The sequence below is a fragment of the Nitrosomonas ureae genome, assembly GCF_001455205.1.
In the GTDB taxonomy this organism is placed as follows: Bacteria; Pseudomonadota; Gammaproteobacteria; order Burkholderiales; family Nitrosomonadaceae; genus Nitrosomonas; species Nitrosomonas ureae.
On the sequence record NZ_CP013341.1, the window covers coordinates 559412 to 581580 of the forward strand.

Here is a 22169-nt window from a genome sequence, read left to right on the forward strand (position 1 = left end):
TCTATGCTCTCAGGAATAAGGAATTGCCGTGCAAAAGAATTCATTATTAAATAACGTCAAGCCCTACTTGACTATTTGTATTTCTCTGATTCTATTGCTTATCATCATTGCAGATACATATATTACCAACGAGATCCCCTCCCATTGGTTACCTGCATTATGGTTTTCTTTGCTCTTTGCAATATTAATAGTAATCATTCAGTTAGGGCACACTGAGAAAAATACCAGAAGCCTTGGTAATCAGCTCAATATTACTAAGGAAAGACTGGGAAATGAGATTAAGCATCGGCTTTGGGCTGAAAAAACAGCTTCAGAAAACAAGATAAAATCACAATTTATTGATGAGAATTTTCCTGTTATGTTGGCCTATTTTAATACCGAACTCCGCTGTCGGTACCATAATCGAATTTTCCGCCGATGGTTTGGATTAAATCCTGCTCAGATTGATGGGCACTTTTTAAAAGAATTTTCAAATGAAGAATTCTTCTCTGATATTCAGAATAATATTGAAAAAATCCTAACTGGAAAAACAATACACAACGAACGAGTTCTTAAATCTACCAAAGGCTTTCCCTATATTTTCACAGAACAATATCTTCCTCACATTGACAATAAAGGAAAAACTATCGGCTTCTATACGTTACACACCCCGCGCGCGCAAGAAAAAAGTCGCACGCCCTCAAAAAACGATAAAGATGAGAATAAAATAAAACTCGGGTTAAAACAATCTGTTGATATCTCAACTAATAATGATATAAAACTTCAGCAAAGCAATCCATCACCCGCATCGAAATCAGGCATTACTGCTGCACGCATTGCTCAAGCGATTGATGGAGAAGAGTTTAATCTTTATTGCCAAAAAATAATTCCCATCAAATCTTCTAATTCATCTTCCTTACATTATGAGATTCTGATTCGGATGCATGAGGAAGAAAATAACTTGATGCCCCCAGGTTCATTCTTACCTCTCGTCGATCAATTTCAAATGATGCCTAAGCTGGATCGGTGGATCATTAACCATATCGTTCAATGGCTGTCAGCTCACCCCGGAGCCAATTCGGTATTTCATCTTAATTTGGCAAGAGATACTTTAAAAGACTTAGCCTTTCCCAATTTTATTCAAGATCAATTACGAAAAACCAAAGTCACGGGCTCCAACCTTTGCTTCGAAATTGAGGTCTCAGATGCAGAAGATAATATGACAAATACACATATCTTCACACAAAAAATTCATGAATTAGGTTGCTTGGTTTCACTTTGTAGCTTTAACGATAATCCTGACTCATTGAATCTACAAAACAAGATTAAAGTGGACTACTTGAAAATTGATGGTAGCATTGTTTGCAACATACTTCGCGACGACGAGGATCTAGCCAAGATAAAAACTATCCATCAGCTTGCTCAAAAAGCTAATGTCAAAACGATTGCCGAATTAGTTGAGACTGATGATATCATTGCAAAATTACAAGAGATTGGCATTAATTACGCTCAAGGATTCGGTATTGCAAAACCCCATCCTTTTAATGATCTTGGAACTTAGCCTCAAATCATAAATCGCCATTCAATATATTATAAAAAAGAGAACAACTCTTCATGTAGTTGTTCTCCTGACTCCAGGTCTACCATTAGTCAATACTTCTATCATTCATCACAAAGCCTTGACCATATGCTCAACGACTTTCTTAGCATCCCCGAATATCATCATAGTCTTATCCATATAGAATAGGTCATTATCAAGACCAGCATAACCCACCGCCATACTGCGCTTAACCACCATAACGGTACGCGCTTTATGCGCATCCAGTATCGGCATGCCATAAATCGGGCTACCGGGAACATTCGCAGCCGGATTCACCACATCATTCGCACCCAATACCAACACAACATCTGTGTTTGAGAAATCGCTGTTGATTTCATCCATTTCCAGGACTTGTTCATAAGGAATTTCGGCTTCTGCCAGCAACACATTCATATGTCCCGGCATACGTCCCGCTACCGGATGAATCGCAAAACGTACGTTAACGCCTTTTTCGTGCAATATTTCAGCCAATTCCTTCACAGCATGCTGCGCTCTCGCAACGGCCAAACCATATCCTGGAACAATAATGACACTGTCAGCATTACCCATTAAGAAAGCAGCATCTTCCGCACTGCCACTGCGGTATGTCTTCTGTACACCATCATCTGCCGCCGCTGCGCTTCCACCATCACTGCCAAAACCACCCAATATAACTGATAGAAATGGCCGATTCATAGCTTTACACATGATATACGAGAGAATCGCACCCGAACTGCCTACCAATGATCCTGCGATGATCAACATTGGATTGCCCAAAGAAAAACCAATACCTGCAGCAGCCCAACCCGAATAGGAATTAAGCATAGATATCACTACCGGCATATCAGCGCCGCCAATAGGAATAATAATCAGGAATCCCAAGATGAAAGCAATTGCGGTCATTGCAATAAACGCGGTCCAGTTCGTCGTTTCGCTAAAGAAAAACCACAGACCAAATCCGATCATGATGATTGCCAGCAACAAATTAAGCATATGCTGGCCACTGAAAACAATCGGAGTGCCACTCATGCGTCCTGATAATTTCAGAAACGCGATGACTGAACCGGACCATGTCATGGCACCAATAAAGGTACCCAAAAATAATTCCAGCTTACTGCCCCCAGGAAGAATCTCTGGCAAACCGAATGAAACCGGATTATTGACCGCAGCAACCGCAATAAATACTGCTGCCAGACCAACCAGCGAATGCATAAAAGCAACCAATTCTGGCATTGCTGTCATCTGTACGCGTTGCGCCACAATCGCGCCAATGATGCCGCCCACCGCAATGCATCCCAGAATCAAAAGCCAGTTCTGCGTAAGCGTCAAAGTCGTGGCAACTGCAATCGCCATACCCACCATGCCGAACAAATTTCCACGACGCGCAGATTCAGGCGAACTTAGGCCTTTTAGTGCAAGTATGAAAAATACTGAAGCAACTAAATATGCAAGTGCTACCATATTTGCTGACATTTACGCGTTTCCTTTTTTATCTTTTTTCTTGAACATTTCCAGCATCCGTTGACTCACCAGAAATCCACCAAAAACATTGATTGCTGCCAGCGTAACCGCAGCAGCACCTAACCAAACACCCCAGTCTGTCTCCGTCGGCCCTGCAGCCAACATTGCACCGACGAGAATAATACCGGAAATAGCATTAGTCACCGACATCAGAGGGGTATGTAAAGCCGGTGTAACGTTCCACACAACATGATAGCCAACAAAAACCGCCAGTACAAAAACCGTTAGATTGATAATAACCGGGTCAATTTCACCAATCATATTTACTCCTTTAAAATTCGTTAACTGTATTTCTCGATACAACAACTAAAAAGCGTTTTTTAGTTTATTGCGGATGATCATTCCTTTCCTATGACATTTCCCCCTGCACATAACAATGTTCCCGCGATAATTTCATCTGAGCGGTCTATTTTCAGTGCATCATTTTCTTGATCAAGCATCAAGTTAAGGAAATTCATCAGATTTCGTGCATATAAAGTACTAGCATCGGCTGCCACCAAGCCGGGAAGATTCGCCATACCAATCAGATGTACGCCATGTTTAATCACATTCTTATCTAGTTCGGATAATGGGCAGTTACCGCCTGCTTCAACCGCCATATCAACAATAACCGAACCTTGCTTCATCGCCTGAACAGTCTCTTCTTTGATCAAAACAGGTGCTGGACGCCCTGGAATTAGTGCTGTAGTAATAATGATATCTGCTGAAATCGCACGCTCATGGACTAATTCTCCTTGCCGTCGCTTGTAATCATCCGACATTTCTGCGGCATATCCCCCGGCTGTCTCAGCCTGAGCTTTCTCTTCATCGCTGAGCGGAACTTCTACAAACTTCGCCCCCAAACTCTCCACCTGCTCTTTAACTGCTGGTCGCACATCAAACGCTTCAACCACGGCACCCAATCTTTTCGCGGTTGCAATAGCCTGCAACCCAGCAACACCCGCACCCAAAACCAAAACTCGTGCTGCCTTCACGGTACCCGCTGCTGTCATCAGCATTGGAAAGAATTTTTGATAGATATTTGCCGCCACAATCACCGCCTTATAGCCAGCAATGTTTGCTTGTGATGACAAAACATCCATATTTTGCGCACGCGAAATACGCGGTAATTTCTCCATTGCAAATGCGGTCAATCCATGCTGTTTAAGTGCATCCACGCCATCCTTCTGGTGCGGCGACAACAATCCCAACAATACCGCATCCTTACGCATCATCGCTAATTCACCGGATTCCGGACCACGTACTTTGAGCACAATTTGTGATTGCGCATACAATTCAGCCACATCAGTCACTATCATTGCGCCCGCCTCTTGATAGGCTGAATCAGGAATACTGGCACCCGCACCGGCACCTAACTGGACTAAAACCTTATGAACACCCTTGGCAGTATATTTTTTCACGGTCTCCGGTGTAGCGGCTACACGCGTTTCTCCGCTGCGAATCTCTGCCGGTATGCCTATATGCATTGATAATCTCCCTTTTCTTACCTATCTGCTTGCAAATAAGAACTAATATTGAGTTTAAATTTTTAACGAACTGTGAATTATAAATCAATTTGGGCGTAATGCATTAAATGGATCAGGAAAAACTTGATATCGCATGATTTTCTAATAACTCACACAATTTTTTGCAGTAATCAATACTACGCTGAATTAAACAACAGTCTGTATGGATAAATATCCCACCTATGCTTCTATCAAATTTTCAATTCAGAATCTTTTCGGGATCGTCGAGATTAAAGGATCATCAAGATTATTTGTTAAGAATCTTATTCACTTAATTGACTCAACTCATTTTCTAGTTGCTCTGTAATCTGTTGCAACAAGGGTCGAATTTTTACCAGCAATGATTCTGCACCGAACCAATTGTTGTTGGCACTCGCCTTCTCAAGTGCCTCGCAAATATCAGCAAAACTTAAGGCGCCGATTGTTCTGGCTGAAGATTTTAATTTATGCCCTAAACGACCCAACGCTGGCAAATCTCTTTCCACTTGCGCCACTTCCATTTCTGATAGCGTGTTATGGGCAACCTCAATAAATTTAAGGCAAAATTTCTGCACTAGCACAGAATTGTCATGAAACATCTGACGCATTTTTGCTATATCAACCGGTAATGACGTGTCCAGTGATAATTCTTTTTCTATTTCATTAATCACTGAAGTTCATACTCCATGCTTTAAACAACGATCGACCCATCGGTTCGTTAATTTTTCTTGAACGGTATTTTGGCGCAGACGCGTATTTAATCCCGAAAAATCCACTTGATCCAAAGGTTGATCTTGATTGAAGCAAGAAAACACATATGTAATTTTTCCTGTTTCCGGATCCTGATGCGGTTGCAAGCATTGCGCACAAATTTCCTTCATCATGCACTGCATGGGCGAGTTAATCGAACCAATAGCAAAATGATCTGCTTTCAAGTAAGGTTTCAACTGGTTATGACGAGCCACACCAACAGCAGCCATCATTCGATCTGAACCAATTGCAATAATGTGATCAGCTTCAGCCAGCGCCACCGGTTGCGCACCTAATTCACCGCTGGCATAAGCCACCATTGCTTGTACGATATTTCCCACATAGCTTTTATCCTGAGAACGCGTGGCTGTAAAACCGGGCGACTCATCGCAGCACCATACGACGATATCCGCTGCAGCCTCAATTTCAGCCACTTTATATCGATCAATCAATTTCTTGTAGCCAGCAAAATATAACACTTTCGATCCCGCTGCGCGCGCAGCTGCGCCAATAGAAAATAACACCGCATTGCCTAAACCGCCGCCCACCAACACCACAATCTGATTCTCGGGGATTTCCGTCGGTGTTCCGGTAGGTCCCATCAGCACAACCGGCTCACCCGGTTTCAACATCGCACACAAATTAGAAGATCCGCCCATCTCCAAAACAACGAGCGAAACCAGCCCGAGCTCGATATCCACCGATGCACCCGTCAACGCCAGTCCTTCCATTGCAAGCCGAGTATCCCCTGTAATTTTTGCCAGTGTTGCATAATTCTGAAAACGATAAAATTGACCTGGCTGGAAATGCTCCGCTGCCATCGGAGCATGCACAACGATTTCGATGATATTGGGAGCAAGCCTTTCTACTTTATAAACCGTTGGACGCAGCTGATTGTTAAGATCTGTAAAAAATCCCCGGGATGACTGGCTCGATTTCGGTTTAACACGCTCCAGCACCCGATGCACCACCGGATAACCCTGCTTGGCGCTCGACATCGCTTTCACCACATTACCGGAATAGGATGGATGCAAATCACCAAAGAAACTTATAAAGCGGCCATCCTGATCATCCCGATAACGGCTGAGCAATACCATTGGTGTCCCAGGTTTGGGGTTTGCATACTCTGGTTGCACTGGATTCCCTTCCTCATCGCAAGCAGCAAAATATCTGCCATTGAGTTTGAACAGTTTCTCATCTTCCCGTGCCAGCACTGTATTAGGTTGAGTACCAGCAGCGACCAGCAATGCACGGGCTGGTAACTCGACGTTGCCTGCATCTTGCCATTGTCCCGTTTCATCCCGTTTCTGCACGCCAAATTGCACCGATTGGGTGTGCCCCCACTGATCCACATTAACGCGCTTTGGAGTCATTCCCTCAGCAAACCAGATGCCTTCTTCCAGCGCCTTTTCCACTTCCTCATGATTTAATGTATAGGAAGGACTATCGATCAGACGTTTGCGGTAAGCTATTGTCGCACCGCCCCAAGCTTGCAGCAAATTGATGATATGCGGCGCGCGTCCGGCTTTTTTTGCATCCTGACGTTCTGCTCTAATAGCTCGAGCATGATTAAGGAATTCGTCAGCAATTCTTTTCTCCTCATCATCCCAAGCCTCACGGATCGCATCTTCGCCTTGTACTACTGTCAGTATTTCATAGCGCTGCAGAAACTTCTCCACCTGCACCGGATAATATGCCAATGCCTCGGTTGCGGTATCAATAGCAGTGAGACCGCCACCGATCACCACCACCGGCAAACGTAATTGCATATTCGCAATCGAATCGCTTTGCGCAGCACCTGTAAGCTGCAAAGCCATCAAGAAATCTGATGCGGCACGCACCCCACGCGCCAATCCATTTGGCAAATCCAGAACAGTGGGCCGCCCAGCACCTGCGGCCAGAGCAATATGGTCAAATCCCATGGCAAAGGCATCATCAGCAGTCAATGTGCCACCAAAACGCACACCTCCAAACAACGCAAACTCTTCTCTACGCTCCAGCAACAACCGAATCAGCTTAAGAAAATTTTTATTCCAGCGCACAGTGATTCCGTATTCTGCCACCCCACCAAAACCACCCGGCATACGCTGCTCCAAGCTTTCTTCCAACGTGCTAGCCGACCGGATCGCCTGAAATGGCACTCGCTCACCCTGTAAATTTACCCCTGAGATCTCTTCCGGCAGAAACTCAATCTTAAGCCCGTCAATACCCACCACGGTGTGACCTTCATTCATTAAATGATGTGCCAGTGTATATCCGGCCGGCCCCATCCCAACCACCAACACCTTGCGGCCGGATGGCGGTTTTGGCACTGGTCTATGTAAATTTAAAGGATTCCAGCGCGTTAATAAACTATAGATTTCAAATCCCCATGGCAATGCCAGCACGTCTTTCAGCGTTCTTGTCTCGGCTTGCGGGATATCAACCGGTTCCTGCTTCTGATAAATACAAGATTTCATGCAATCGTTACAAATGCGATGACCGGTTCCGGCACACATCGGATTATCCAGCACGATCATAGCCAGACTTCCTACTGCGACTCCTTGTGTCTTAAGCTTATGAAATTCGGAAATGCGCTCTTCCAGCGGACAACCTGCAAGCAGCGCGCCTAGCTCACTGCGTTTGAAAGTAGGTGGTTCATCCGGCGATTTAGATTTCTGTATCAAACCCTTGGAGCATGAATCTTTACCTTGCTCATGACACCAGATACAGTAATTAGCTTCATCAAGCGCACCCATCAAATCTGTTCCGGTATCGGTCAGCGCAAAACCATTGCGTTCACGCAGGTGACTCAACCGATGCACCGGATATCCTGCCGATTCATCCGTTTCCAACGACAACAGATGCTGAAAATCTAATTTGGCAGGCGACTTAAATAAAATACCTTGCCGCGTATGTTGCTGTCCGGTCGGCGTTCGCAGTGCCCAGGCTGCATAGTGGAGCGCTTTGTTCAACCGGGACTCATTATCCACTTCCGCATCCATCCACTGTGTCACGTTGATAGCAAAAGCCAATTCAGAGAAAGCTTCCCCAAATTCTGCAGCCAGCTCCTTTTCAAGAGCCAATCCATCGATGCCAGCCAATTCTGCATCGCTGACTTTTCCCTTTGCACGACGCTGAACAAACTGTCGTTTGCAAAAATATAACGGAGCCAGCTCATGATGTTGTGCCGCCAGCTGCTGCACTTCATTCTCAATGTAAAACAACCGGGCAATGAAATCTTCCAGCCAAGGTGCAATTTCAATCAGCAATGCAGACTCGTCTTTCGGCAACAGATCATCAGGTTGCTCACGCGCCTGCTCCAATTTTTTATGTAGCGCCTCATCCCCGGTACGAAGAAAATCCAGAAATACTTGATCCAATCTAACCAAGCCGTCGCGACAATAGAGATCAGCGATTGTAAAACCAAAGTTAAAATTTGATAAAGTGGTTGTTGCTTCCTGTCGGGTATGAAACGTAGCATCCATTTTTGTCATAATTCCATATACTTAATAATTATTATCACCAATGGGAAAATAGGCCATCATGATCTGCGGCAATATTGCCTGCCTAATTTCAAACATCTGAGTTTTATAATCACTCATCCTGGTAACAGCCACTTTGATATGATGATAACTAGCTGCTCCGGATCAATTGGCTTGGCTAAAAAATCATTCATACCGGCACTCCGACACGAATCTTTATAATCCGGGTCCGCATTGGCTGTTAATGCAATAATCGATATTTTCGACCACTGCGGATTAGCCCGGATCATTTTTGTAGCCTTTAAGCCATCCAGAACAGGCATTTGAACATCCATCAGTACACAGTCAAAATTTTCCTTACTTAACTTATCCAGTGCTTCTTGTCCGTTACTTGCAATAGATACAACAGCTCCATTATATTCGAGTAGAGCCTGGGCTACCTGTTGATTCAATTCATTATCTTCCACCACCAGAATAGTGCATCCATTTAATTTCAGATCTGAGTTATTTATTATATTCATATTGTGTTAGTTTGATGTTCGTTGACACGCTGATCCCAAAATACAATAACCTCAGGAAAATTATGTGCCGTATCACAATGGAAATGGAAACCACCCAGAACGAAATACTTTTCTCAGCTAAGCGCAATAAAACAGTAGCTATCGTCCCCGAAAAATAGCAGCATAGGATTGACATACTCCGCCGCCACTTCACGCATTATATGTATCGCCCCACTTTCCAGCGTATCTAGATGGGTAAAGGCACGACGACTCATTTTTTTTCTCGGTAAATAAAAATTATGCAAATTCCAGATCTATCACTCTGACAAAAACAGACAAGATATTGCAAGTAACCGCGATTATTTTGATTGAACTACCTTTTCGGTATGTAATCCGCATTCCTTGGTTTCCGGCGTCTCCCACCACCAGCGACCGGAACGTATGTCTTCTCCCGGTGTAATAGCGCGCGTACAGGGAGCACAACCGATACTGGGATAAAATTTGTCATGCAGTTTGTTATAAGGCACTTCATAGCGTTTGAGATATTCCCAAACTTCCGCATGGGTCCATTCCAGCAATGGATTAATCTTTTGCATACGATTATCCATATCATATGCAGACACACTCAGATTTGCCCGAGTTGAGGCCTGTTCTCGTCTAATTCCAGTGACCCACCCTCGCTTACCCTGCAAGGCGCGACGCAATGGTTCCACCTTCCGGATATAGCAGCAATTTTTACGCAAATCAACGCTTTGGTAAAAACCATTGACACCGTGCTCAGCAACATACGCTTCAACCTGCTTTACATTGGGAAAATAAATGCGCAGTGTCGTTTTGTAGCGCTCTCGCACGGTTTGCATCAGATCATAAGTTTCTTGCGGCAAACGCCCGGTATCCAGACTAAACATTTCGATGTCGATATGATGTCGATCAATGATATCTGTCAGCACCATATCTTCAGCACCCAGGCTATTAGCAAACGCTATCGGGGCATAATCACGCACAGTTTCAGTCAGAACCGTCACAACCTGATCAACTCTATGTTGCAAATTAATCATTGAGTGTGCCTACAGTCGAATTTCCTTTACGCTGCGTGCGCCGGAACAGGGGTAAAATCGGATTAAAAGAAGTCTGATAAACCTCAGAGAAATCACTGAGACCCTTTAGTGCATCTTCGATCTTGCGATCCGGCCGCGGCGCAAAAGCATCAAAACCAACCCGATGCATGTAAAACAATTGATCGCGCAACACATCGCCGATCGCCCGCAATTCACCCTTATAGCCAAGTCGTGCACGCAGATTATACGCAATGGAATATCCCCGACCATCCGAAAATTTCGGAAAATCAATCGCAATCACAGAAAATTTTTGCACATCATCCTTCAAATCTTCCGCACGCTCATCACTAGTCAACCAAACGCCGATGTCCTTACGCTGCTGTAACGTTTCGTGTTGAGCTCGCCATACTTTTAGAGGAACAATGACTTTTCCGACTGAAACTATTATGTCCTCAGCAGTATCATGCTCCTGTAGCCGCAATACCGTCCAATCGTCCGCAACGATGGTTTTATTTTTTATGATCATATCGATATCAGAACCTCGGGGAATAATAAGGAACCTCGTACTGCGCAGGCTCCACGATGTGTTTGTCCGCAACCTTTTCTTCCTGAGCCATAAAGTCAGTAGCGTATACATGCTCTTTGAATGGCGCATGACCAATACGACGCACCGTTTCAATGAAACGCTCGGTTTCCATACGCTCACGCAGATACACATGAATCAAGCGTTCGATAACTTCAGGCACCTGATTGAAAGTAAATGACGGACCAATAATTTTACTAATCGAACTGTCATTGCCTTCCGAACCACCGATCGAAACTTGATACCATTCGTCGTGATCTTTCTTCTCCACGCCAGTGATACCAATATTGCCGATATGATGTTGCCCACAAGCATTCACGCAACCCGAAATGTTCAACGTAATCTCACCGATATCATGCTGATAGTCCAGATCTTCAAAACATTCGGCAATTACCTTTGCCAGCGGTATCGAACGAGCATTAGCCAGCGTACAAAATTCCGCTCCGGGGCAACTAATAATATCGGTTAACATGCCAATATTGGGCGTTGTCAACTCATGCTCGGCCGCCTCTTGCCATAAACGAATCAAATCTTTCTGCCTGACGTCGGCCAATACCAGATTTTGCTTATGTGTGATGCGTAATTCACCAAAGCTGTATCGATCCGCCAGATCCGCGACTGCTTCCATTTGTTCAGCCGTAGCATCACCGGGTGCATTACCCGGTTTTTTCAGTGACAGAACAACGATCGCGTAACCCGGAATACGATGAGGTCTAACATTACGCGATAACCAGTTCGAGAATGAACGGCTATCTGCCTTGAACTCATTTAATTTCGAATCATGATCAGGTAATGTTTCATAAAACGGATCAGAAAAGAAAGAGGCAACACGATCGACCTCCTCGATAGTTAATGTACCTGGGCCATCTTTCAGATCAGCCCAGTCCGCCTCCACCCGACGCTTGAATTCATCAATCCCGAGTGCTTTCACCAGTATTTTGATGCGTGCTTTAAATTTGTTATCGCGTCGACCATATTCGTTATACACGCGCAAAATAGATTCGACATACGTCAAGATATGCTGCCATGGCACAAACTCACAAATTTCACTGCCAATGATCGGCGTCCGCCCCAATCCACCGCCAACCAATACCCGGAAGCCGATTTCACCCTGCGCATTCTTTGTCACCGCCAATCCGATGTCATGCGCATAAATAGCAGCACGATCTTCTTTTCCACCACTGATGGCGATTTTAAATTTTCGCGGCAGATATGCAAATTCCGGATGAAAAGTGCTCCACTGGCGCAAAATCTCCGCATAAGGACGTGGATCAACTACTTCATCCTGTGCCACACCAGCAAATTCATCCGATGTAATGTTCCGCACACAATTCCCAGAAGTCTGAATAGCATGCATTTCAACCGATGCCAGATCCGCCAGGATATCCGGAGTATCCTCCAGTTTAAGCCAATTAAATTGAATATTCTGACGCGTGGTGAAATGGCCATAACCACGATCGTACTTCCGTGCAATATGAGCAAACATGCGCATCTGCTTAGAAGATATCAGGCCATACGGTACTGCAATACGCAGCATGTAGGCATGAATCTGCATATACAAACCATTTTGCAGCCGCAGTGGAAGAAATTCCTCCTCACTCAACTCCCCTGAGAGGCGTCGACGCACCTGATCACGGTATTGCATGACACGCTCATTCACTATTTGTTGATCATATTCATCATAGCGATACATATTTAATTTCCTCGCTCATTTGTTCAAGATGCTTCCAAGAGGCCTTCAGGATTCCTGTGTATAGTATTTAGACACTGGCAGCAACAGCGCCGCATCCAATGGAAACTTGGCGCCATACTTCATGATATGGTCTACATCATCATCTTCATCATGCCTTAACGCCACGCCAATATAAGCATGCTCACCGTTTTCACCTACCACTACACCAATCCGCCCGCCGCAACCATTAAACCAACTCACTTGCTTAGGTTTATCCTCTACATTCGTACTCATCAATCAATCCTTGTTTCATTAATGGAAAGCCTAAATCTGTCAAAAAATAAGCAATCTACCATTCAATTAAGAACAATTTCACCAACCACCAATTATTTGAATTTTTTCAATCGTGATCGTGTCCACAAGTGATCATTCAGCATCGTTGATACACGCAACCGACACAAACAGAATGGTCAATTCGTCATTCTACCAAAAACTAACGACAAGCACCTTTCGCGTGTCAATAACTACCAACTCAGCAGCGTGAAAGAATTGATCAGAGAATCCGACAGAATAGATTTAGAACTGCCTTTCAATTTACTTTTGCAGTCGTTTATTATGATAACAATACATTTTTATAAATCAAAATAATATTATATTAGATGTATATAACCATTTATTATTATCAGGTGCGCCTATGAAACTCCAACAACTTCGCTATTTGTGTGAAACCGCTCGTCACGATATGAACCTGTCCAAAGCAGCCAAGAATCTGCACACCTCTCAACCAGCCATCAGCAAACAGATCCAGATGCTTGAGAACGAGCTCGGTGTTGATATTTTTTTGCGCAATGGTAAGCGTATCGTACAAATAACTCCACCGGGGCAGCTGATCATAGAAACCGCCACTCGGATGCTCCGCGATGCCGATAATCTGAAAAAAATCGCGCAGGAATTCACCAATGAAGCAGGCGGAACCCTAACAATCGCAACCACGCACACTCAGGCTCGTTACGCTCTACCTGCCGTAATCAAGCGCTTTACCGCACGATATCCAAAAGTTAAGCTTATCCTGCGTCAAGGCAGTCCGATGCAAATTTCAGCCTTAGTAACTTCCGGCGAAGCGGATGTCGCAATTGCTACAGAAGCCATTGAACACTTTCAAGAACTCGTCATGCTGCCATGTTATGAATGGAATCGATGTGTCATTGTACTACCCAAGCACCCACTCTTGAAGATAAAAAAACTCACGTTGGAAGCGCTCAATCAATATCCCATCATTACTTATGACTTTGCTTTCACTGGTCGCTCAAAAATTAATCAGGCTTTTGCAAACTGTGGATTAGAACCTAATGTGGTATTGACAGCAATCGACTCAGATATAATCAAAACTTACGTAGAATTGGGATTAGGCGTTGGCATACTGGCTAATATGGCTTTTGATGCCAAACGAGACAAGAATCTAAGGTCGATCGATGCCAGTCACTTGTTTGAATCCAGCACAACGCGTATCGGCATAAGCCGCCATAGTTATTTGCGTAGTTATATTTTCGATTTTATCGAAATGTTTGCGCCACACTTAAATTATGCAAGTATTCAGGCCAGATTAGAAAACAGTCAATCGTAGCAATTCAAAAAAATACGAACAAATGTTTCTTTATCAATCCAAATAAAACTGAAATCAGCAGCCTCTACTGACAAGACAGCATCATACAAATTAAGTGACACGCATCCCGGGTAATAATATTGTTGGTCTGGATTAATGACCGGAAAAACATGCCTCTCTGAAAACATAAATTGATTCGCGTGGTAATTAAAAGTAGTATGAGATAGCTGATAGCTAAAGCTGTTCAGTATTATTGAAACCAGTGCCAGATCATTTAATGAGGTGAAACAATGAAAACAATCCTGAGTCTGTTATTGGCATCATTTGTCTTAGGTATCATCGCTCTTGGATCGGGTGCTTATAATATGGCCGCGACAGAAAAACACTGGAAAATCACCGAAAAACTCATTGAATGGGTACGTGACAGCTCCATTAAAGCACGCGCCGAAGACTTGACAGTACCTTTACTGGAAGATACAGAATTGCTCGCACAAGGCGCGGAGCACTACAATGCCATGTGTACCATCTGTCATCTGGCACCCGGCATGAAACCGACAGAACTCTCAGCAGGCCTATATCCCCAAGCACCCATATTCCATCAACGCGAAACCACGACTGATGAAACAAAGAGAATGGAGCACGCCAAAGCGTATTTTTGGGTGATAAAGAATGGTCTAAAAATGACTGCTATGCCAGCATGGGGATTGAGTCATGATGATCAAGCAATCTGGGGGATGGTCGCTTTTATTTTCAAACTGGGTCATATGACACCGGAACAATATGAAAATCTCATCAACTCAACCCAAAGTCACGCACATGGCGGTGAAGACAACGGCCATGGGCATAGCCATTGACTGGATAAACCCCCGCCCGCCAAGCAGAAAAGTTAAGCTTATCATTGCTCAGTGACTGTGGCTCTATCGGTTATCGCAAGCAATCTCATCACAAGTTACTGCCGCACCCATTATCGGGTGGGTACTGATTGCAATTCAATCTCTTTACACATTAATCAATATTCGGAATCACTGGCAAAACTTTTAACAGCATCAAAACAATCATGCGCGGCAATTGTCAGCGCATACAACCCCTACAGTCAGCTTGCCAGTAATGAAGAAAATTTAGCGGTGCACGAACAACTCAGAAATTTGTTGCAGCTTCGTGCCTATCCCATCATTGAAAGCCTGAATATAGATCCAATCGACCAATGGCTGCCTGAAAAAAGTTTCTTTGTTCCTGGATTGGATCTTAATACCAGCCGATCAATCGGGCAACGATTTAATCAAAATGCCATTGTATGGATTGATAATGAAGCAATTCCCCGCCTAATATTGTTACGCTAGAAAAGTACAGCTTAGCGCTTTTTACAACAGAAGAAGCGCATTCAAAATTTGCATCTCTAAAAATTCAATGTAGCTGGCAGCATAAACCCGATGCTATACTCGAAGCTTTAAAACACAGTTTGGAAGATCATTATGAAAAAAACACTCACCTTTCTAACTTTGGCTATTTTCAGTTTTGGCTTACTCGCTTTTGATGCAGAAGCCAAACGCATGGGCGGCGGTAAAAACCTAGGCACTCAACGTCAGTCGGTCAATCAGCAGCAAGCTGCGCCTAAGCCGCAGCAAGCACCAGCTGCGACACCCGCCGCCGCGTCCGGTGGCAGTAAGTGGGGCGGTGCATTAGCCGGTCTGGCTGCCGGTGGTTTACTTGCTGCACTTTTTATGGGGGGTGCGTTTGAAAACATCAATATGATGGATATCGTAACCATGCTGTTACTCATAGGCGCTGTATTTTTCATCATCCGTATGCTACGTAAACCCAAGGTGGAACAATCCTCCTCCATGCAATACTCGGGTATAAATACAAATACACGCGAAAACTTCAACACCCCTGCATTCACGCCTCCTGCTGCAGCCACAGTCGCGGACAGTCAAACCGCTTATCGGCAACCCAATATTCCTGCAGATTTTAAAGTGGAGTCCTTTTTGCGCCATGCAAAAGCTTCATTTATGCGTCTGCAGGCCGCTCACGATCATGGCGATATCAATGAAATTCGTGACTACACAACACCCGAGATGCTGACAGAAATTAGCGCACAAATTAATGAACGAGGAGATGCGCAACAAACAACCGAAATCATGTTCATTGATGCCAATTTACTGGAGGTTGAAACAGCCGGTGACCTGGCTATCGCAAGTGTCCGCTTTACCGGTCAACTAAAAGATTCACCTGATGGCGAACCGGAAGCATTTGATGAGATCTGGCATGTACAAAAAGATCTGAAAGATCCGGATGCAACCTGGTTATTGGCCGGTATTCAACAAGCCTCTTAGTTTTCCGTATCATATCCCGGCTGACTACCTGCGGCTTGAATAGCACCAGCCGGGATAACAAATTCCCTCTAGTTTAAACTGCGCCATTGCTTTAATTATCATGTATACGCGATTATCAAAAAGTATGATGGTCCTGGCTTTCGCGTTGTATGCATCGCTAGTTGCATTCAATAATCTCACCGATTACAACTCAAATTTCTCCATCACCGCGCATGTTCTTTTGATGGATAAGACTTTTCCTGACAACCAGGGCCTCTGGCGGGCAATTGAATCTCCTTTTTTACATCATGCAGCATATGCGCTGATCATTGTTACTGAAATCCTGATTGCCGGACTATGTTGGCTGGGTGGCTTGCGCTTATGCCAAAATATCAAGAATCCCTCATCCTTCAATCAAGCCAAAAGCTTGGCCATACTCGGACTTTCTCTCGGTTTCTGTCTATGGTTCGTCGGATTTATGACGATTGGCGGAGAATGGTTTTTAATGTGGCAATCGGAAGTTGCCAATGGCCAGCAAGCTGCATTCCGTCTGGTGATAATTGCTGCCATTACTCTTATTTACCTCACCCAGAAAGACGAAGACAATCATCGTTAAAGACTTCTGAAAGGCTACTTGTACTCTGTGAAAGTGGTACAAATTTTATATCGATATCAACACGAGCAAGATCTTGTGCAGATTCCCAACAAGAAAATCAGGATAACAATGCATCAATCCCAGCCTGAGCGATTTGTGCATCCTGAAAAGATCTTACGCCGCTGATTCCGATTGCACCCACAAATTGATTATTAACAACGATGGGCAACCCGCCTTCAATCGGCAAGGTGCCAGGTAAATTCAGATAACGCAATTGCCCTTCCGCAATATTGTCTTCCCATACCTTGGTCGGGCGGCGAAAAGCTATCGCAGCACACGCTTTTTCAATTGCCACACCTATACTACCGTACTGTGCGTGGTCTAGACGTTGCAAGTAAAGCAAATGCCCCCCATCATCTACAATTGCAATGACAACCGGCCATTTATTGCACATTGCTTCGGATTCTGCACCTGCCGCCATTTTTTTGGCGTCGTCCAATGTAAGAATTATTTTGTCAGCGGTCATATGATTTCTAAAGGCACTCTTCTATTGATTAAATTCCGGCGCCCCCCTCAAATACCTCCTGACGCATTTGCGCCTGAGAGATATTACTGCCCGGTGGCACGCTTCGCGTCAGCCATACATTGCCGCCAATCGTCGAACCTCGACCTATGGTTATCCGTCCCAAAATTGTAGCTCCGGCATAAATCACCACGTCATCTTCCACAATAGGGTGGCGCAAATTGCCTTTCACCAAGGTTCCATTCTCATCTACCGGAAAACGTTTGGCACCCAGCGTAACCGCCTGATACAGACGAACATTCTGCCCAATAATAGCAGTCTCTCCAATTACCACACCGGTACCATGATCGATAAAGAAACTGCCGCCAATCTGTGCACCTGGATGAATTTCAATACCGGTGGCAGAGTGCGCAATTTCTGAAATCATGCGCGCAATCAGAGGCACCCCCAAACCGTGCAAAACATGCGCCAACCGATAATGCGTAATTGCCATGATGCCAGGATAACAAACCAGTACTTCATCCACATTGCGCGCCGCCGGATCACCTTCATACGCTGCTTTAATATCGGTTTCCAGCAAACTTCGGACCTCCGGCAAACGTTTTGCAAACGCCTGCGTAATCGCTACCGATTGTGCACGATCCTGATCGCCCAGAACCTCCAAACCAGAGTTATAGTGCAATTCATGCTGAATCTGCACCATCAATTCACGCAATGTCATATTCAGGGTATGTCCAACATAATGATCGATACCCTCATCAGCCAACTCAGATGAACCCAGGCGATTAGGAAACATAGCCGCACTCAGGCCCTCTGCAACACTCGCCAGAATCCTGCGTGACGGTAGTCTGGGCGGACGATCATGTCGGTTACGACTTTCCAACGAAGCCAGACGCAACGCACGCAGCTCCGCCACGATACTATCAACATTCAAATAGGTACTACGCAACAAAAGATCGCGCGTTCTCTTGCTAGTGTTCACTATGCTGTCAGGCCCTGTTCGTCAAACATACGTTCAAACAGAATACCGCTTAGGTAACGCTCAGCGGAATCCGGTAAAATCACTACAATAGTTTTTCCCTTATTCCGGGCAAGCTTAGCATGACGTACTGCCGCCGCCACAGCCGCACCGCAGGAAATTCCGGCCAGAATACCTTCTTCGCGCGCTAAGCGCCGCGCATAAAGCATCGCTTCTTCATTGGTCACTTGCTCGATTTCATCCACCAGTGAAAGATCCAGGTTATCAGGCACAAAACCAGCTCCAATACCTTGAATCTTATGGGGGCCTGGCGCCAATGAAACTCCCGCCCGCTTTTGCGACAATACCGCACTCGCCGCAGGCTCAACTGCCACTGAAGTGATGGCTTTGCCTTTGGTTTTTTTGATATAACGAGAAACGCCGGTAATCGTGCCACCCGTACCCACGCCTGCTACAAAAATATCGACCGCACCATCCGTATCGCTCCATATTTCCGGCCCGGTGGTTTTTTCATGAATTTCAGGATTAGCGGGGTTCTTGAACTGTTGCAACAACACATAGCGATCCGGGTCAGCGGCAATAATTTCTTCCGCCTTCGCCAAAGCTCCCTTCATACCCTGTACACCTTCGGTTAATTCCAGCTTGGCACCCAATGCAATTAACAACTTACGTCGCTCCACACTCATCGTTTCCGGCATTGTCAAGGTCAACGGAATTCCTCGTGCAGCTGCCACGAATGCCAGCGCAATCCCGGTATTACCGCTCGTAGGTTCAAGAATTTCCTTTCCCGGCCCTAATAATCCTCTACGTTCAGCATCGTCAATCATTGCTACGCCAATGCGGCACTTAACCGAATACGACGGATTACGCCCTTCAATTTTTCCCAACACTACAGCCGGCGCATTGTCAATCACCCGATTAAGTCGCACCAATGGTGTTGGTCCAATGGATAATGAGTTGTCTTTAAACCAATTTGCCATGATTTCTCTTTATGCACTAAATACCAATTTCCGGTCAGATTTATATTACTATCTCTTTATCAGATACTTAACCGAAATATTCGTTGCACCACATTCATTTAAAGTCTCAAAGTACATAGCTAGAAACCGGACTGAACCATAATATTCATGCAATCTTGATATCGCAAGAAGCTGTATCGATTGGGATAGGAACAGAAGAAGAAACGGCTTTGCGGATAGCAACGTACGAAAAGCTATCCTCTTCGTAACAGCTCTAAATAGATTAGTCATCAAAACCAATCCCTTTGCCCATAAGAATGGTGGCGAATCAGGGATTTGAACCCCGGACCAACGGATTATGATTCCGCTGCTCTAACCACTGAGCTAATTCGCCACGTGCTTAACACAAGGGCCGCATTTTGCCTTCCGGGGGGTGGCTTGTCAAGATCAAAAATGTGACATGACAAGGGTTTATGCGTGTTTTCATGACATTGTATTACGCTTGCCGATTCTTTCCAAGTGTATCAGTAGCTTAGATTTATCCACTGAGAATGTACAATTGTCCGTTGATTTAGGCAGCAAAAAATTTGCTTCTAACGATGATTAACTTTGTGTTGCCTGTCCATGCCAAAGCAGCTGTATAATCAATTTCATGAAATTCGATATCATAATAATAGGTGGCGGACTCGTAGGTGCAAGCCTGGTAGCTGCGCTTAAAGATAGCGGGCTAAAGATAGCGTTGATAGAACCGCATGAACCCGCACCAGTACCGCAAGATAATAGCTGGGATAACCGGGTGTATGCGATTAGCCCGGGCAGTGCCGCTTTCCTGCAAAAACTGGGCGCATGGCAGCTGATGGAAACTGAACGGATAGCACCCGTTTATGAGATGGCGATATTTGGCGACGACAATACTGCGCATATCAACTTCAGTGCATACGAGATTGGCTTACCCGAATTGGCGTTTATTGCTGAGAACCGCCAGCTGCAAACCACTATCTGGCATATGCTTGAATCTTCAAAGGAAAATATACGAATATACTGCCCAGCAAAATGTACCGCAATCACTTGGCATGATACGCATGTCGATGTGGAGTTAACGGACGGCACCGAACTTGAAGCTGCATTAATAATAGGCGCAGATGGGGTCAATTCCTGGGTACGTAAACAAGCCGGGATTGATGTATCGCAGCATGCCTACGATCAGGTTGGCGTAGTCGCCAATTTCAGCACGGAACTATCGCATCGTCAGATTGCTCATCAATGGTTCAGGCGCGATGGCGTACTGGCATTACTTCCGCTGCCGGGAAAGCGGGTATCCATGGTCTGGTCTACCACTGAAGATCATGCGGATTTTTTGCGCAACTTGTCTGCGGAAAAACTTTGCCAGCAAGTGGAAGAAGCTTCTGCACATACTGTGGGTGCAATGCAATTAATTTCACCGCCGGCAGGTTTTCCATTGAATCATGTGCATGTGAAAAAATTGGTTAAAGCTCGTCTGGCATTAATCGGTGATGCTGCGCATGGCATTCATCCGTTGGCTGGCCAGGGTGTCAACCTGGGATTACGTGACGCGCGAGAACTTGCGGCAATACTGAACTCGCAAGACAGGCAGACAGATTGCGGCGATTATTTATTTTTGCGGCGTTACGAGCTGGCACGCAAGGAAGATATTCTGGTTCTGGAATGGGTAACGGATGGATTACAGAAATTATTCAACAACCCTAATCCGACATTAGCCCGCATACGTAATTTAGGGCTTGAAATAACCAATCATCTGCCATTGATTAAAAACCGATTGATACAGCACGCTTTGAACTAAATTTCTTTTTTAAACTGGAGTTGTCATGGCTACACACTTAAAGCTTTTCATTTTAATCCTATCATTCAGTCTTTTCCCCAGAATACTCTGGGCCGATGAAGAAACTGTTAAGAAAGCCGTCCAACCCCATTTCGAAAATCAAAAAATTGACAGTGTAAAGAAAACGCCTTTTTCAGGCTTATATGAAGTCGTTGTAGGCGACGAACTGTTTTATACCGATGATAAAGCAAATTTTTTCTTTTTTGGCCATGTCATCAATACCAAAACCCGGGTTAGCATGACCAACGAACGTATCCAAGAAATCAAGGCGGCGCGGCGCGTGCCATTCGATTCCCTGCCTCTGCAACATGCTATCACAGCAGTTAAAGGCGAGGGCAAACGCAAAGTGGCGATCTATACTGATCCCAATTGTCCTTACTGCAAACAATTGGAAAAGGAATTGATCAATGTCACCAATGTTACCGTTTATAATCTGCTTTACCCGGTACTTAATGGCTCAATGGAATTATCAAAAAAAATCTGGTGCTCTGAAAATCAAATCAAGGCCTGGGAGGATTTTATGCTGAAAGGCACCGCGCCAGCAGAAAAAGACTGCGAAACCCCCTTGGAAACTTTGGTAAAGTCAGGTCGTGAAAATAAAGTTTCAGGCACACCAACGCTAATTTTTACTGATGGCTCAGTTGTTGGGGGAATGATCCCTGCCGCAGCCATAGAGGAAAAGTTGGAAAACGCGAGCAAAAACAAATAAAACCTAAAAAACTTAAAAAGCTTGTTGATAAACCGCAG

22 protein-coding genes and 1 tRNA gene are annotated in these 22169 nt (G+C 44.8%); 8 read left to right on the top strand and 15 right to left on the bottom strand.

Annotated features, from left to right (window positions below; translation table 11 throughout):
- Positions 1 to 28 precede the first annotated feature (28 nt).
- A complete protein-coding gene (locus tag ATY38_RS02670) occupies positions 29 to 1540 on the top strand; it encodes a sensor domain-containing phosphodiesterase (protein ID WP_062557925.1) in 1512 nt (503 codons plus the stop codon).
- Between the two features lie 108 nt (positions 1541 to 1648).
- Here ATY38_RS02670 and ATY38_RS02675 read toward each other — a convergent pair whose 3' ends face one another.
- From ATY38_RS02675 to ATY38_RS02720, 11 genes are all read right to left on the bottom strand, one after another.
- On the bottom strand, positions 1649 to 3031 hold the full coding sequence (locus ATY38_RS02675; protein WP_062557926.1) for an NAD(P)(+) transhydrogenase (Re/Si-specific) subunit beta: 1383 nt from the start codon (positions 3029 to 3031) through the stop codon (positions 1649 to 1651).
- On the bottom strand, positions 3032 to 3340 hold the full coding sequence (locus tag ATY38_RS02680; protein ID WP_013646651.1) for an NAD(P) transhydrogenase subunit alpha part 2: 309 nt from the start codon (positions 3338 to 3340) through the stop codon (positions 3032 to 3034).
- Positions 3341 to 3417: 77 nt separating this feature from the next.
- The gene (locus tag ATY38_RS02685; RefSeq protein WP_062557927.1) at positions 3418 to 4545 is read right to left on the bottom strand and encodes a Re/Si-specific NAD(P)(+) transhydrogenase subunit alpha; all 1128 of its coding nucleotides are present in this window, start codon (positions 4543 to 4545) and stop codon (positions 3418 to 3420) included.
- A gap of 302 nt (positions 4546 to 4847) precedes the next feature.
- Positions 4848 to 5234: an Hpt domain-containing protein gene (locus ATY38_RS02690; protein WP_062557928.1), complete on the bottom strand. Its 387-nt coding sequence runs from the start codon at positions 5232 to 5234 to the stop codon at positions 4848 to 4850.
- Between the two features lie 6 nt (positions 5235 to 5240).
- The gene (locus tag ATY38_RS02695) at positions 5241 to 8780 is read right to left on the bottom strand and encodes an FAD-dependent oxidoreductase (RefSeq protein ID WP_062557929.1); all 3540 of its coding nucleotides are present in this window, start codon (positions 8778 to 8780) and stop codon (positions 5241 to 5243) included.
- A gap of 113 nt (positions 8781 to 8893) precedes the next feature.
- On the bottom strand, positions 8894 to 9298 hold the full coding sequence (locus tag ATY38_RS02700) for a response regulator (RefSeq protein WP_062557930.1): 405 nt from the start codon (positions 9296 to 9298) through the stop codon (positions 8894 to 8896).
- 113 nt (positions 9299 to 9411) lie between these two features.
- The gene (locus ATY38_RS16010) at positions 9412 to 9552 is read right to left on the bottom strand and encodes a hypothetical protein (RefSeq protein WP_158441753.1); all 141 of its coding nucleotides are present in this window, start codon (positions 9550 to 9552) and stop codon (positions 9412 to 9414) included.
- A gap of 84 nt (positions 9553 to 9636) precedes the next feature.
- Entirely contained in the window at positions 9637 to 10335 is a 699-nt protein-coding gene (locus ATY38_RS02705) for a phosphoadenylyl-sulfate reductase (RefSeq protein ID WP_062557931.1), read from the bottom strand.
- A complete protein-coding gene (locus tag ATY38_RS02710) occupies positions 10328 to 10861 on the bottom strand; it encodes a DUF934 domain-containing protein (RefSeq protein ID WP_062557932.1) in 534 nt (177 codons plus the stop codon). Before ATY38_RS02710 ends, ATY38_RS02705 begins: the two co-directional genes overlap by 8 nt.
- A gap of 7 nt (positions 10862 to 10868) precedes the next feature.
- Complete coding sequence (locus ATY38_RS02715; protein WP_062557933.1) at positions 10869 to 12611, bottom strand: nitrite/sulfite reductase; 1743 nt, start codon at positions 12609 to 12611, stop codon at positions 10869 to 10871.
- A gap of 45 nt (positions 12612 to 12656) precedes the next feature.
- Complete coding sequence (locus tag ATY38_RS02720; RefSeq protein WP_062557934.1) at positions 12657 to 12884, bottom strand: hypothetical protein; 228 nt, start codon at positions 12882 to 12884, stop codon at positions 12657 to 12659.
- Between the two features lie 400 nt (positions 12885 to 13284).
- On the opposite strand from ATY38_RS02720, the gene cysB reads away from it, so the two are divergent.
- The 5 genes from cysB (at position 13285) to ATY38_RS02745 (ending at position 17121) form a co-directional block, all read left to right on the top strand.
- Positions 13285 to 14214, top strand: coding sequence for an HTH-type transcriptional regulator CysB (cysB, locus tag ATY38_RS02725; protein WP_062557935.1), 930 nt, complete (start codon positions 13285 to 13287; stop codon positions 14212 to 14214).
- Between the two features lie 269 nt (positions 14215 to 14483).
- Entirely contained in the window at positions 14484 to 15047 is a 564-nt protein-coding gene (locus ATY38_RS02730) for a c-type cytochrome (RefSeq protein WP_062557936.1), read from the top strand.
- 51 nt (positions 15048 to 15098) lie between these two features.
- Entirely contained in the window at positions 15099 to 15533 is a 435-nt protein-coding gene (locus ATY38_RS02735; RefSeq protein WP_235590375.1) for a DUF3293 domain-containing protein, read from the top strand.
- A 132-nt stretch (positions 15534 to 15665) separates the two neighbouring features.
- Complete coding sequence (locus tag ATY38_RS02740) at positions 15666 to 16526, top strand: Tim44 domain-containing protein (RefSeq protein ID WP_062557938.1); 861 nt, start codon at positions 15666 to 15668, stop codon at positions 16524 to 16526.
- 100 nt (positions 16527 to 16626) lie between these two features.
- Positions 16627 to 17121 carry a DUF2165 family protein gene (locus ATY38_RS02745; protein ID WP_062557939.1) on the top strand — a complete coding sequence of 165 codons (495 nt, stop codon included), beginning with the start codon at positions 16627 to 16629 and terminating at the stop codon, positions 17119 to 17121.
- Between the two features lie 97 nt (positions 17122 to 17218).
- On the opposite strand, the gene ATY38_RS02750 is transcribed toward ATY38_RS02745, so the two are convergent.
- From ATY38_RS02750 to ATY38_RS02765, 4 genes are all read right to left on the bottom strand, one after another.
- On the bottom strand, positions 17219 to 17626 hold the full coding sequence (locus ATY38_RS02750; protein WP_062557940.1) for a GlcG/HbpS family heme-binding protein: 408 nt from the start codon (positions 17624 to 17626) through the stop codon (positions 17219 to 17221).
- A 28-nt stretch (positions 17627 to 17654) separates the two neighbouring features.
- The gene (gene epsC, locus ATY38_RS02755) at positions 17655 to 18605 is read right to left on the bottom strand and encodes a serine O-acetyltransferase EpsC (RefSeq protein ID WP_062557941.1); all 951 of its coding nucleotides are present in this window, start codon (positions 18603 to 18605) and stop codon (positions 17655 to 17657) included.
- On the bottom strand, positions 18605 to 19582 hold the full coding sequence (gene cysK, locus ATY38_RS02760; RefSeq protein ID WP_062557942.1) for a cysteine synthase A: 978 nt from the start codon (positions 19580 to 19582) through the stop codon (positions 18605 to 18607). Before cysK ends, epsC begins: the two co-directional genes overlap by 1 nt.
- 297 nt (positions 19583 to 19879) lie before the next feature.
- A tRNA-Met gene (locus ATY38_RS02765) sits at positions 19880 to 19955 on the bottom strand.
- A gap of 258 nt (positions 19956 to 20213) precedes the next feature.
- On the opposite strand from ATY38_RS02765, the gene ATY38_RS02770 reads away from it, so the two are divergent.
- On the top strand, positions 20214 to 21383 hold the full coding sequence (locus ATY38_RS02770; protein WP_062557943.1) for a UbiH/UbiF family hydroxylase: 1170 nt from the start codon (positions 20214 to 20216) through the stop codon (positions 21381 to 21383).
- 25 nt (positions 21384 to 21408) lie between these two features.
- Entirely contained in the window at positions 21409 to 22131 is a 723-nt protein-coding gene (locus ATY38_RS02775; protein ID WP_062557944.1) for a DsbC family protein, read from the top strand.
- The last annotated feature ends 38 nt before the right edge of the window (positions 22132 to 22169 follow it).